The following is a 12,946-nucleotide window of genomic DNA, read 5'->3' on the forward strand; positions in this document are numbered from 1 at the left end:
GTCACGGATTCCTCCGTGACCGGCCCTCTCTGCGACTCTCACGAGTCGGGACGACAGGATTTGAACCTGCGACCCCTTGACCCCCAGTCAAGTGCGCTACCAAGCTGCGCCACGTCCCGGTGCTTGTCCGGATCGGCGTTCCGGCCGCCCGTACGGACGTAACGATACCCCATGTCAGAGGCGTCTCGCCCACCCTTCCGGGCGGGCCCGGCCGCCGGGTCCCGCAGCGGGCTCGTGCCCTCGCGCCGGCGGACGGTCCGGGTGGGGCCTCCCGGGTGTCAGAAGCGCTCCTCCAGCCAGGCCAGCAGGTCGTCCTGGACCTCCTCACGGTTGGTCTCGTTGAGGATCTCGTGCCGGGCTCCCGGGTAGGCCTTCCACGTCAGGTCGCGGGTGCCCAGGTAGCGGTAGTCCTCCAGCATCTCGTGGACGAGGATCATGCCGGCGTGGCACGGGTCCTGCTCGCCGACGGCGATGTGGATCGGCAGGTCCCGCGGCGTGCGGGCCAGCGCACGCGGGTCGTTGACCTTGCGGGCGGCGGCCACCCAGTCACGGCACAGGCCCGCGCTGAACGGGAAGCCGCAGTCCGGGTCGGCGGCGTACGCGTCGACCTCCGCCTCGTCGCGGGAGAGCCACTCGTAGCCGGTGCGGTGCTCGTAGGGGTCGTTGAAGGAGGCGAAGAGGTCGGGGACGAAGTCGGACAGGGCGGTCCGGCCCCGCTCGGCGATCTCCGCGTCCAGTCGGTCCAGGGCCCCCTGCACCTCCGCGCCGGGCAGGGTGCGGAAGGTCCCGGAGAGGATCAGTCCGGCCAGGTCGGCGCCGTACTCCTGGGCGTGGTCGCGGGCCAGCATCGAACCCATGCTGTGGCCGAGCAGGACCAGGGGGACGCCCGGGTGGGCGGCGCGCACCGCGTCGCCGATGTCCTTGAGGTCGGCCACCACGGCCCGCCAGGCCTCCTCCCCCACCACGCCCCGGCCGCCGGTCGAGTCGGCGGTGGCTCCGTGGCCGCGGTGGTCGGACGCCACCACGAGGTAGCCGTGTTCGGCGAGGTGGCGGGCGAACCGGTCGTAGCGGCGCGCGTGTTCGGCCGCCCCGTGGGCGATCTGCACCACCGCACGGACGCCGCCGGCCGCCGGCGCCCAGGTGTAGGTGGCGATCCGTGCGCCGTCGGGGGCCTGGTGGAACTCCGGCCGCAGGGTCTCCCGCACTGTTCTCTCCTGACTCTCGTCACCGGTTCACGCTGCTGGCACTCTCTCCCCTCACCTCCCGTCCCGCCAAGGGGTCGGCAGCCGGGACCGCGACCCCGCGCCTCCCGCCCGGTGCCAGGGCTTCCGGCCCGCCGCGGGCACCGGCGCGTCGCGGGACGCTGTCTGTCGCCTGCCGGGTGAACGTGTCACCATCGGCCGGCGGCCTGCGATCCGGGCCGCACCGCCATCCCCGGCCCGCTTCCGCCGACCGCCCCGCCCCCGGCAGCTCCGCGGTGTCCGCCGCGGAGCCCGGCGGGCCGCGGCGTGGTCACCACCGCCCGCCAGGAGGACCGTTGGCCCCCACCGACTCCGCCCCCGCCACCCCGCCGGACGCCGTCCCCCCGGCCCCGTCCCCCACCCGGCCTGCCCAGGGCCCCGGCCCCGGTCCGGAGCACCGGCCGCTCTCGCGCCGCGGCTTCCTGCTCTCCTCGGCGTCCGCGCCGGTGGTGGCACTCGGTCTCGGCGGCACGGCCGTCGCCACCACCGCGCCGGCCGCCGGGGCCGCCGGGCGCAGCGGCACCGCGCGGCTGGCGCTGACCGCGGCCACGAACGGTGCGGGCACCCTCTCCCCCACCGGGGGGCCGCTCGTCGCCGACGTCCAGGGCATCCTGTGGTCCATCCCGCCGGAGGGCGGTGAGGCCACCGCCCTCACCCCGCCCGACCTGGAGCCCACCCGGCCCGTCTTCTCCCCCGACGGTTCCCGGGTGGCCCTGTGCGCCTACCGCGGAGGCCGCTTCCACATCTGGACGATGGCCCCGGACGGATCGGCCCTGCGCCGGCACACCGACGGCCCTTGGGACGACCGGGGCCCGGCGTGGTCCCCGGACGGCCGCCGGCTGGCGTTCGCCTCGGAGCGCGGCGGCGACCCGGTGTCCGGCAGCCCGTACCGGATCTGGACCCTCGACCTGGCGACCGGGGCGCTGCACCGCGTGACGGGCGGGCCGGAGGACCCCGGGCCTGCCCAGGGCGGCGCGTGGGAGGACTTCGACCCGGTCTGGGACCCTGCCGGGGAGCGGCTGTGGTTCGTGCGCGGCCGGGTGGCCGAGGGCGTCCTGCACGCCGACACCCTCGCCTCGGCCCGCGCGGACGGCCGGGGCGAGATCCGGGTGGAGCACCGGGACGACAGCGGCGCGCAGCTGATGGCCCCCGCGCTCGCCCCCGGCCCCCGGCCGCGTCCGGCCTACCTCCGCACCACCCCGGCGCCGGGCCCCACCTGCACGCTCGTCGTCGACGGCGAGCCCGTCGACGTGCCCGGTGACGTGCTGCCGGTGCCGCCGCGCTGGATCGGCGGCGACGAACTCCTGCTCACCGTCGACGGCCACTTCCGCCGCTTGCGGCCCGGCGCCCCGGGCTCGGCGGTCACCGTGCCGTTCCACGCCTCCCTCCCCCTGGAACGGCCCTCCTACCGGGTGCGGGACTACGGCTTCGAGCGCCGTGGAACGGCCGCCGTGCGTGGCGTGCACCTGCCGGCCCTCTCGCCCGACGGGCGTCAGGTCGCCTTCGCGGCGCTCGACGGGCTCTGGGTGGCGCCGGTCCACGGCCGGGGCCGGCCCCGCCGTCTGGTGCGCACCTCGCCGTCCCACTACCTGCTGGCGCCGAGCTGGTCGCGCGACGGGCGGGCCCTGGTCTGGGCGGACGACCGGGACGGCCTGTTCGCGGTGCGGCGCCGCGAACTGGCCGACGGCTCCGAGTCCGTGCTGGCCTCCGGTGGGCGGGTGCTGCCGGCGCTGTCCCCGGACGGCGGGCGGCTGGCGGCGCTGGACATGTCGGGGAACCTGGTGGTCCGTTCCCTGGCCGACGGCACCGAGAAGGTGCTGGCAGCGCCGCTGGGCGGCGGTGGCCTGCCCGGCCGGCCCAGCTGGTCCCCGGACGGCCGTCACCTCGCCTTCTGCGACCGCAACCGCCTCAACCAGCGGTTCCGCGAGGGCTACAACCTCATCCGCGTGGTGGACACCCGCACCGGGACGGCGCGCCTCCACTCGCCCGCCCCGCACCTGTCGCTCGCCGACCGCTACGACTCCGGGCCGGTGTGGTCGCCGGACGGCCGGATGATGGCGTTCGTCGCCGAGTCCGCGCTGTGGGTGCTGCCCGTGGCGCCCGACGGCACGCCCGACGGGGAGCCGCGCCGGATCACGGACGAGGCCGCGGACCACCCGTCCTGGTCCGGTGACTCGCGCACACTGCTGTACCTGTCGCCGACGGGCCTGCGCACGGTGGGCGTCGACGGCGGCGGGGTCCGCTCGGTGGCGCTGCGCATGGACTACCGGCCCGCGAGCCCGGCCGACGTGGTGGTGCACGCCGGCCGGCTGTGGGACGGCACCGGCGAGACGGTCCGCGAGGACGTCGACGTGGTCGTCCGGGAGGGCCGCATCGCCTCCGTCTCGCCCCACCGGCCCGGGCGCGCCGCCTCCCGCATGGTCGACGCCTCGACGGCGACGGTGATCCCGGGGCTCTGGGACACCCACACCCACCCCTGGCAGAGCACCTACGGCGGCCGGCAGACCTCGCTGCAGCTCGCCTACGGCATCACCACCGCCGTCTCCTTCGGCGGGTTCGCCTACGAGCAGGCCCGGTTGCGCGAGGCGGTGGCCGCCGGGGCGCTGGCCGGTCCTCGGCTGCTGGCCACCGGGGAGCTGCTGGACGGGTCCCGGGTGGCCTACAGCATGGGGCGGGCGCACGCCACGGACGCGGGGCTGCGCCGGTCGCTGGCCCGGGCGGAGGCGCTGGACTGGGACTTCGTCAAGTCCTACGTGCGCAGCCCGGGGACCCGGATGCAGGAGGCCGCGCGCTTCGCCCACGAGCGGCTGGGGGCGCGCTCGGGAAGCCACCTGATCAGCCCGGGCGCCGAACTGGGACTGGACCTCACCACCCACCTCCAGGCCACTCAGCGCCTGGAGTTCGGGCACGCCACCTCGGCCACCGGGCACGCCTACCAGGACGTGCTGGAGGTCTACACCCGGGGCGACTTCGCCCTGGTCGCCACGCCGTTCACCGCGGCGGTGCTGGTGGGTGCCGACCCGTCGCTGGCGGCGGACCCCCGCGTTGCGACGCTGATGCCGCCCTGGGACGCCGCGTTGGTGCGCGAGGACTCCGGGCACCGCCCCACCGACGCCGAACTCGCCGACCTTGAGCGGGAGGTGGACGTCTACCGCCGGGTGATGGCGGGCGGCGGGCTGGTGGCGCTCGGCACCGACCAGCCGCTGGTGCCGGTGGGGCTCTCCCTCCACCTCTGCCTGCGCGGCCTGCACAGGTACGGGCTGAGTCCCGCGCAGGCGCTGCGCACGGCGACGCTCCACCCGGCGCGGATGTTCGGCGCGGAGAAGGACCTGGGGACGCTGGAGCCCGGCCGGCTCGCCGACCTCGCGGTGGTGGACGGGGACCCGTTCAGCGACTTCGAGGACCTGGTGCGCACCACGGCGGTGCTGCGGGGCGGCCGGCTCTTCACGCAGCGCGATCTGGTGGCCGCCTTCCGGCCGGCGCCGCAGGCCAGGGCGGCGAGCGCGGCGGCCCCCGGAGCTGCCGAGACCGACTGGCTCGCGGTGGGGCACCGGTTGCGGCAGGAGGGGTGCTGCGGAACGCCCGACCGGCGCTGAGGCCCCTTCGCCCGCAGGCAGGCGCACGGCGGGGACGCGTGGCCCCCGAACGTGCGCCCGGGCCGGCCGGGGAGCGGAAGGAGCGGGCCCGGCCCCTCAGCCCGTGGTGGTGGTCACCGGCTGTCCGGTCGGGCCGCGCGGTGTGCGCTGCCGCGGGGGGAGGCCGGCGAGGCCGATCAGGACGGTGGAGGCCACGGCGGTGAGGGCGAAGGCGGTGAAGCCCCACTTCTCCGCGCCGTCAGCGAGGAGTTGGCCACCGAGCCAGGGGCCGAAGACGGCGCCGAAACGGCCGATGCCCGAGGTCCAGCCGACGGCGGTGGCCCGGTTGTCGGTGGTGGAGCGGTCGGCCACCGCAGCGTAGACCATGGCCTGTGCGCTGAAGAGGAACAGGCCGGTGAGGAAGACCAGGGTGTAGGTGAGGGGCAGCGGCATGTGCACGCCCAGGAGGTAGACGCCCACGGCCGTCAGGACGAACCAGAGGGCGGCGATCCGGGGCGCGCCGAAGCGGTCGGAGAACCGGCCGGCGACGAGCATGCCCACGATGCCGCCGAGGTTGATGACGACGACGAAGGCGAGTGAGGAGCCGAGTTCGTAGCCGGCGCCGCGCATCATGGTGGGCAACCAGGTGCTGACGCCGTAGACGAGGAGCAGTCCGCCGAAGGAGGCGAGCCAGAACAGGAGTGTGCGCAGCCAGAGTCCGCCGCGGAACAGTCCGGCCGGCGCGCTCCGGCGTGCGGGCGCTCCGGGGCGTGCGGTGTCCGGGGCGGGGAGTTCCACGCCGTACCGGTCGGCCAGGCGCCGGGCCTCGTCGGTGCGGCCACGGGCGAGCAGGAAGCTCGTCGACTCCGGAAGGAGCTTCACGACCAACGGCACGGCGAGGACCAGCGGCGCCACGCAGACCCAGTAGGCGACACGCCAGCCCGAGTCGCCGCCGGTCCACAGGCCGACGAACCCGGAGAGGATGCCGCCTGCCTGGTGGGCGGTCATCAGCAGGCCGACCATCAGGTTGCCGCGGCCGCGCGGGGCGTACTCGGCGACCATCGTGATGGTGGTGGGCAGCAGTCCGCCGAGGCCGACACCGGCGACGAACCTGCCGGCCCCGAAGACGGTGAGGCCGGGAGCGAGGGCACAGGCGGCGGAGGCCAGCGAGAACACCACGGTGCAGGTGGTGATCACCTTCTTGCGTCCGACCAGGTCGGTGAGGGTTCCGGCGGAGAGGGCACCGAGCAGCATCCCGAACGTGGCGTAGCTGCCGATGTCCCCGCCCGCGGCCGCGTCGATCCCGAGGGCGTGGTGTTCGAGCATGTGCGGCAGCACCGAGCCGTAGACGAACATGTCGAGCCCGTCGAAGAGCACCACTGTCCAGCACAGGCCGACGACCAGCGCGGCCAGTCCGGTGCCGCGGGCGGGCTGGGCGAGGGAGGAGGACATCGTTGTTTCCTCTCGTCCGGGAGGAGGGTCCCTGGAAGGCGGGAGCGAGGGATCGGCGCGGCTCGCGCGGCCGAGGCGCCGGCGGGCGAGGGCCCGCGCGGCGGCGAGCGGAGGTGCTCGCGGTGTGGCCTTGACGCTAAGGACACCCGGCACAGCTGTCAACGCTTTTGTTAACAATCTGTTCGGCAGTTGTCCCGGCCGCCGGCGCGGGGCCGGTCTCGCCCTGCACGGCGGGGAGTCGGACTGCGCTACCGGGGTCGTGACGGCAGCGGGGCGTTCCGGGGGCCCGGCCTCTCGCCCCGCGCGCACGACTGCCCGGCCGGCGCGCAGGGTGGGGCGTGCCGGGCCGGGCAGTGGGGGCGGACGGGTGGGCCGGCGCCGGGGGCCGGGCGGGCGGAGCAACACTCGCGAGGCCCGCGAGGCCGCCCGCCGACCGGGCGGCGCGCGCCGCCGGCGGTGGCCCGCCACCCGTGGCGGCCGGGGCCTCAGGCGACCGGCGGTGTGCCGTGGGTGTGGAAGGACTCGATGGTCTTCAGCCCCCAGGCCTGCCCCTTGGAGCGCTCGGACTCGGTCCAGGTGACCAGGGGCCAGTCGGGTGCCAGCACCAGCCGGGTGAGCGGGTTGCACAGCTCGATGCGGTTGCCGCCCGGCTCGTAGACGTAGAGGAAGAACGTCTGCTGGATGGCGTGCTTGTGCGGACCGGTCTCGATGAACACCTGGTTGTCCAGGCAGATGTCGGCGGCGCGCAGGATGTCCTCACGGGTGTCCGTGGCGAACGCGATGTGGTGGAGCCGGCCGCGCGAACCGGTCCAGTCCTCGGTGTAGACCAGGTCGTAGGACTTGTTGGTGAACGTCAGCCACTGGGCGGCGAGTCGGCCGGTGTCCAGCACTATCTGCTCGGTGGGCCGGGCGCCGAGCAGGTCGCGGGTGAAGGCGGCGTTGGCGGCGACGTCGGCACCGAGGAAGTTGACGTGGTCCAGGCGGCGCACGCCGACCCCGTGTGCGGGCTTCGCCTGCGGCTGGTTCTTCAGGCCCGGCTTGAGGTCGGCCGGCGCCTGGTACCACTCGGACCCCCAGTACAGGGCCACCTCGTGGCCGTCGGGGTCGCTGGTGACGTACAACGGCCCGAGGCCGGGTTCGTCGCTGACCCAGCGCCCCGTGTGCCCCGCCGCCTCCAGCTCCGCCACCCGGCGGCCCAGCGCCTCCTCGCTGGAGGTGCGCAGGGCGGTGCGGCGGATGCCGGAGGTGGTGTGGGCGGTGAGGACGAGGCTGTGGTGCTCGTAGTCGTCCCAGGTCCGCAGGTAGACCGAGTCCCCCTGGCGGCCGTTCTCGGTCAGGCCGAGGATCCGGGTGAAGAAGTCGACGCTGGCGTCGAGGTCGGGGGTGAGGAGTTCGACGTGGCCCAGGTGGGCGATGTCACCGAGGGGCGGAGTCATCCGTGCCTCCTTCAGGGCTGGGTGCGGGGGCGGGGTGCGGGCCGGGCTGCGGGAGGGGGCGGGGGAAGACGGTGCCGTCGAAGATCTTGCGGGCGGTGCGGACGAGGGCGGTGCGGGCCACTGCCGGGGCACCGTCCGGGCCGTCCGCCATGTCCACGGAGACTTCGAGGAAGCCGGTGGGATGCTCGATCCGCAGGGGTTCACCGGGCGCCGGCTGCGGGGCGATGCGGCGGGCGACGCCGTCGGCCAGCCGGAGGCCGGCCGCGACGCCGGCAGCCCCGAGCACGCCGATGGAGGTGTGGCAGCGCCTGGGGATGAAGGTGCGGGTGGTGACCGCGCCGCCGGCGACCGGCGGGGCGAGCAGACTGACCTTGGGCACGGTGGTCTGCGAGACGTCGCCCAGGCCCATCAGCTCCCCGGCCTGACGTCGTATCTCCTGGACCCGCTCGACGAGTTCCTCGTCCCCCTCCAGCTCGCCGGGGCTCTCGTAGCCGCTCACACCGAGTGAGGCGGCTGCGACCAGCACGGTCGGCATGCCGTTGTCCACGCAGGTCACCGGCGTGTCCGCGACGGTGTCCAGGGGCCGGCCGGTGGGGAGGAGGGGGCCGGCGCCCTGCGGGAACTCGATCACCACGGCGGCCGCCGATCCCGGCACTCCGGAGATCCGCGTGTCGCCGGCGTAGGACACCCGGCCGCCGGGGGTGGGGAAGGTGGCGGTGGCCAGGTCGCCGCTGTTGAGCATGCGGATGCGGACGGAGGTCCGGTCGTCCCCCGGGGCCACCAGGCCGCGTTCGACGGCGAAGGGGCCGACGCCGGCGAGCAGGTTGCCGCAGTTCTGGCGGTCCGACACCTCGCCGTCCTCCACCCCCACCTGGAGGAAGAGGTAGTCGACGTCCGCCGCCGGATCGGCCGAGGCGGAGACCACGGCGACCTTGCTGGTCAGCGGGTGGGCGCCGCCCAGGCCGTCGATCTGGCGGGGGTCGGGGCTGCCCATGGTCCGCAGCAGCAGGTCCTCGCGGGCTGCGCGGTCCGGCGGCAGGTCCGCCGCGAGGAAGTAGGCGCCCTTGGAGGTCCCGCCCCGCATCAGCATGCAGGGCAGCTCCGCAGGCCCGCTCACGAGCCCGCCCCGTCGCGGACGTACTCCTCGTGCGTCCGGTAGCGCACCCCGAGACGGGCCAGCGTCTCCCGCAACCCGTAGCGGTCCAGGCCCAGTTGGCCCTCGGTGAAGGCAGCCCTGGTCGCCTCCTCCTTGGCGGTGCGGGCCGCGGCGGCCGAGACCGCCTCGGCGCTCCGGGCGCGGGGCACGCACATGACGCCGTCGTCGTCGGCGAGGATGACGTCGCCCGGGTGGATGCTCCGGCCGCCCACCACGACGGGGACGTTGACCGATCCGCCCGTGGCCTTCACCGTGCCCTGCGCCGACACCGCCGCCGACCAGACGGGGAAACCCATCTCCCGCAGCTCCGCGGTGTCCCGCACGCCGGTGCCGGTGACCAGGCCCCGCACACCGCGGCGCTGGAGGGCGGTGGCGAACAGCTCGCCGAACAGGCCGTCCGTACAGGGCGAGGTGGTGGCGACGACGAGGATGTCGCCCTCCCCGCACTGCTCGACCGCCGCATGGATCATGAGGTTGTCGCCCGGCCAGCACAGCGCGGTGACGGCGGTACCGGCGACCCGTACGCCCTGCTGGACGGGGCGCAGCCGGGAGTCGAGCAGCCCGGTGCGGCCGAGCGCCTCGTGCACGGTGGCCACCCCGTGTTCCGCCAGCGCCTCGACGTCCGCACGGTCCGCCTTCGGGGGGTTGGTGACGATCACGCCGCTCATGTCAGCTCCTCGGTGGCCTGGGGGTGGGAAGGCAGGTACGCCTCGCCGTGAACGGCGCCTCCCGGGCGTCCCGCGCAGTGCCCGGCGGGCGCGGTGCCGGCCAGGGGGGAACCCGGTGTTCTGGACGCGTCGACTTCCGTCATGTGCTGCAATCTCCTCGCTGGACAGGGCTGCGCCCTCCCCGGCGGCGCCGACGGCGCTGTGCGTGGCGGAGTCCGTGGCACATCGGGCACCCGACGAGGCCGCCCGGGCTGGTGCCGGGCGCCCCCACGGCGCCGGGAGTCCACCTGGGACGGCCTCGGGGCGCCGGGCGTGCGGGAGGAACCACCGGGACGGTTCGGCGGCGCGGTGCGGTGCCGCCGCCCGGCCCGGGCGGTCGTGCGGTCAGGACTCCTCAGTCGCGCAACGCCTCGATCACGCTGCTGAGGTGGGCGCGGACGGCCGCTTCGGCCGCCTGCGGGTCCCCGGCCCGGATCGCTTCGATCATGGCCAGGTGCTCACTCAGGGACTGCTGGGGGCGTCCGGGTCGCAGCGCCAACTGGAAGCGGTGTCGTACCAGTTGGGCGTTGAGCCGTTCCAGGAGCGCGACGGCCGTCTGCTGGCCGGAGAACTCCCGCACCCGGGTGTGGAGGTCGTGGTTGAGCTCGGAGTAGGTGACGGGGTCGCCGTCGGCCACCGCCCGGGACATGGCCTCGCCCAGGCGGATCAACTCCTCGCGCTGCTCCTCGGTGGCCGCGACCGCGGCCTTGGCCGCGCACAGCCCCTCCAGCGCCATCCGGCACTCGGTGATGGCCACCGCCTCCTCGACGGTCACCACCCGCACCCGCGACCCGCGGTTGCGGACGCGCTCCACCAGACCTTCGGCGGCGAGGTCGATCAGCGCCGCCCGGATGCTGGCCCGGGTCACACCGAACTGCTCGGCGAGATCGTTCTCCACCAGCCGCTGCGCCGGCACCATCTCCCCTCGCTGGATCGCCCGCCTGAGCCGAGCCAGGGCCAACTGCTTGGCCTCTTCTCCGCTGCTCGGACCGGCTTGCTTCGGCATGGTCGCCCTCCCTGAGTGAGTGCCTGTCGAAGCTAAATCTAGGGCAACAGGATTGTCAACAATTTTGTCTGCAATGCACTGCGGCAGCTCGGTTCCGCACGCCGGACGCCACGCCCGCCACCCCCGGCAGTTGCCGGCCCGGACCCGCTCCGGCCGGAGTCTGTGCGCGAGCCATGAATGTCAACGAAATCGTTGACGCTGCTTCGCCGCCAGCCCTACGTTCCCCCAGCAGGACCCGGCAGCGAGGTTCCCGAGCTCCGCGTCAGCGCCCCACCGGACAGCCCGCCGGGGCGGTTTCCGCCGGCACCGGTCAAGGCCACGGGCGACGCGAAGGAGACAGCAGTGAAGCGCAGGACCTTGGTCATCGGGCTCACCACGGCAGTCGCGGCGCCCGCGGCGGGCCTCTCAGCCGGCTCGCAGGCATGGGGCGCCGCCGCCCCCGCGACCTCACCTCTCCACCCTCCTCGGCACCTCCGGTGACAGCCCGCCGCACGAGGCATACCTCAGGGAGCCGGGCGCGGCCCCCGCCGGCGACGCCGTCTTCGCGGTCGCCGGCTACTGCCCCATCACCGACCTCGAACACGCCGACATGGCCTACGCGTCGGCGTGGGGGGGAAACCCGACGGCCTCCGGCGCCCGTGGACCGGACGGTCTCCCGGCAACCGAGCAGCGACTTCACCGTTACCAGGCCGGCCTCGGGCCGGGGACCAGCGCGGCGCGGCCCTGACGGCCCGCAACCTCGACACGCACCTGCTGGAGACCTACCTCCGGCCGGTCGCCACCCGCTACCTGACCGGCCTGTCCGCCGCGGACCGCGCGACCCGTCTGGCCGCGGACCCGTGGCTCACCTGGTCCGCGGGCCGGGCCGCCGTCCGGCCGGGACAGCGGCCGGACCCGCGAGGTCTGCGCCGGGGCCGCACGCCGCCCTGGCACGCCGAGTTGGTCTAGTCCAAAGCATTGACGTGCCCGCGTCGGACGCCGATAGTGAGGCGACCTTCCCACAGCAGCCGCCAGGAGACCTCCGTGAAGCGTCTTCGTACCCTGCTCTGCGCCGCCGCCGGCACCGCACTCGCCGCCGCCGGTCTCACCGCCGCGTTCGTCCCCCAGGCCTCGGGGGCGACCGCGGCGCAGTCCGCCCTCAGCAGCCGCTGGTACGCCGCGGCCCCGTACCTCATGCCGCTGGACAACGACCCGCCCGACGCCGGCGCCATCATGGACGCCAGCGGGCTCAAGGCGTTCCAGCTCGCCTTCGTCCTCGCCCCGAACACCGGTGGCTGCACCCCGACCTGGGACGGCACCGCGCCGGTCTCCGCGGACACCAAGGTGGCCTCGGTCATCAACGCGATCCGCGCCAAGGGGGGTGACGTCTCGGTCTCCATCGGCGGCTACAACGGCACCAAACTGGGCCAGGCCTGTTCCGACGCCGCCTCGACCGCCGCCGCCTACCAGCAGGTCATCACCAAGTACGGGCTGAAGGCGATCGACTTCGACCTGGAGGAGCCGGAGTACGAGAACACCGCGGCGATCGCCCACGAGATCGGCGCCGCGAAGATCCTCCAGCAGAACAACCCGGGCCTGTTCGTGTCGGTGACCACCGCCGGCACCTCGGCCGGCACCGGCTGGTTCGGCCAGCAGATGCTCAACGAGGCGAAGTCGCAGGGCTTTACCCCCGACAACTTCTCGATCATGCCCTTCGACGGCGGCTTCTCGAACGCCGCCGCGCAGACCAGTGCCCTGACCGCGTTCAACGGACTGCTGCGTTCGACCTTCGGCTGGGACACCGCCACGGCCTACGCCCACGAGGGCTTCTCCGGCATGAACGGCCGCAGCGACACCGGCGAGTTCTTCAGCCAGAGCGACTTCCAGACCGTCCTGGACTACGCGACGAGCAACGGCATGGGCCGCTTCACCTTCTGGTCCCTCAACCGCGACCGCCAGTGCTCCCCGCCGGACAACAACGGCCGTACCTCGGGGACGTGCAGCAGTGTGCCGCAGAGCTCCTGGGACTTCGCCAAGTACTCGGTGAAGTTCGCCGGGGCGACCCCGCCCACCACTCCGCCCACCACTCCCCCGCCCACCGACCCGGGCAGTGGTGACTGCACCGCCACCGCCTGGCAGGCCACGGCCGTCTACACCGCCGGCAACCTGGTCTCCTACAACGGGCACACCTGGAAGGCCAAGTGGTGGACGCAGAACGAGACGCCGGGCAGCACCGGCGAGTGGGGCGCCTGGGAGGACGAGGGCGCCTGCTGAGAACAGGCTGCGGCGGCCGGCCGGGGCGCACCGCCCACCGGCGGGAGAGCCCGCCCCCTTCACCGGGGGCCCGGTGACCGGCACCGCCGCGCACACGACGGAGCCCGCCCCGTCCTCAGC

At 74.6% G+C, this 12,946-nt stretch carries 9 protein-coding genes and 1 tRNA gene; 2 read left to right on the forward strand and 8 right to left on the reverse strand.

What is annotated here, in order from left to right:
• Positions 1 to 45 precede the first annotated feature (45 nt).
• Both ACFV3R_RS18045 and ACFV3R_RS18050 read right to left on the reverse strand, forming a co-directional pair.
• Positions 46 to 119: transfer RNA gene (locus tag ACFV3R_RS18045), tRNA-Pro, on the reverse strand.
• A gap of 159 nt (positions 120 to 278) precedes the next feature.
• Positions 279 to 1,205, reverse strand: a complete 927-nt coding sequence (locus ACFV3R_RS18050) for an alpha/beta fold hydrolase (RefSeq protein WP_385583199.1) — start codon at positions 1,203 to 1,205, stop codon at positions 279 to 281.
• A gap of 332 nt (positions 1,206 to 1,537) precedes the next feature.
• Here ACFV3R_RS18050 and ACFV3R_RS18055 point away from each other — a divergent pair, with 332 nt between their 5' ends.
• The gene (locus ACFV3R_RS18055) at positions 1,538 to 4,837 is read left to right on the forward strand and encodes an amidohydrolase family protein (protein ID WP_385583202.1); all 3,300 of its coding nucleotides are present in this window, start codon (positions 1,538 to 1,540) and stop codon (positions 4,835 to 4,837) included.
• A 96-nt stretch (positions 4,838 to 4,933) separates the two neighbouring features.
• Here ACFV3R_RS18055 and ACFV3R_RS18060 read toward each other — a convergent pair whose 3' ends face one another.
• From ACFV3R_RS18060 to ACFV3R_RS18085, 6 genes are all read right to left on the reverse strand, one after another.
• Positions 4,934 to 6,268, reverse strand: a complete 1,335-nt coding sequence (locus tag ACFV3R_RS18060; protein ID WP_385583206.1) for an MFS transporter — start codon at positions 6,266 to 6,268, stop codon at positions 4,934 to 4,936.
• Positions 6,269 to 6,753: 485 nt separating this feature from the next.
• Entirely contained in the window at positions 6,754 to 7,704 is a 951-nt protein-coding gene (locus ACFV3R_RS18065) for a catechol 2,3-dioxygenase (protein WP_385583209.1), read from the reverse strand.
• Positions 7,685 to 8,821: a 4-oxalomesaconate tautomerase gene (locus ACFV3R_RS18070; protein WP_385583212.1), complete on the reverse strand. Its 1,137-nt coding sequence runs from the start codon at positions 8,819 to 8,821 to the stop codon at positions 7,685 to 7,687. Before ACFV3R_RS18070 ends, ACFV3R_RS18065 begins: the two co-directional genes overlap by 20 nt.
• Positions 8,818 to 9,528 (reverse strand): 4-carboxy-4-hydroxy-2-oxoadipate aldolase/oxaloacetate decarboxylase, encoded by a 711-nt coding sequence (locus ACFV3R_RS18075; protein ID WP_385583215.1) that lies wholly within the window; start codon positions 9,526 to 9,528, stop codon positions 8,818 to 8,820. The genes ACFV3R_RS18070 and ACFV3R_RS18075 overlap by 4 nt, the downstream gene beginning before the upstream one ends.
• A complete protein-coding gene (locus ACFV3R_RS18080) occupies positions 9,525 to 9,671 on the reverse strand; it encodes a hypothetical protein (protein ID WP_385583218.1) in 147 nt (48 codons plus the stop codon). The genes ACFV3R_RS18075 and ACFV3R_RS18080 overlap by 4 nt, the downstream gene beginning before the upstream one ends.
• Before the next feature lie 251 nt (positions 9,672 to 9,922).
• Positions 9,923 to 10,573: a GntR family transcriptional regulator gene (locus ACFV3R_RS18085; protein ID WP_385583221.1), complete on the reverse strand. Its 651-nt coding sequence runs from the start codon at positions 10,571 to 10,573 to the stop codon at positions 9,923 to 9,925.
• 1,023 nt (positions 10,574 to 11,596) lie between these two features.
• Here ACFV3R_RS18085 and ACFV3R_RS18090 point away from each other — a divergent pair.
• Complete coding sequence (locus ACFV3R_RS18090; RefSeq protein WP_385583224.1) at positions 11,597 to 12,826, forward strand: chitinase; 1,230 nt, start codon at positions 11,597 to 11,599, stop codon at positions 12,824 to 12,826.
• Positions 12,827 to 12,946: the final 120 nt, after the last annotated feature.

Source organism: Streptomyces sp. NPDC059740 (genome assembly GCF_042733155.1).
GTDB lineage: Bacteria > Actinomycetota > Actinomycetes > Streptomycetales > Streptomycetaceae > Streptomyces.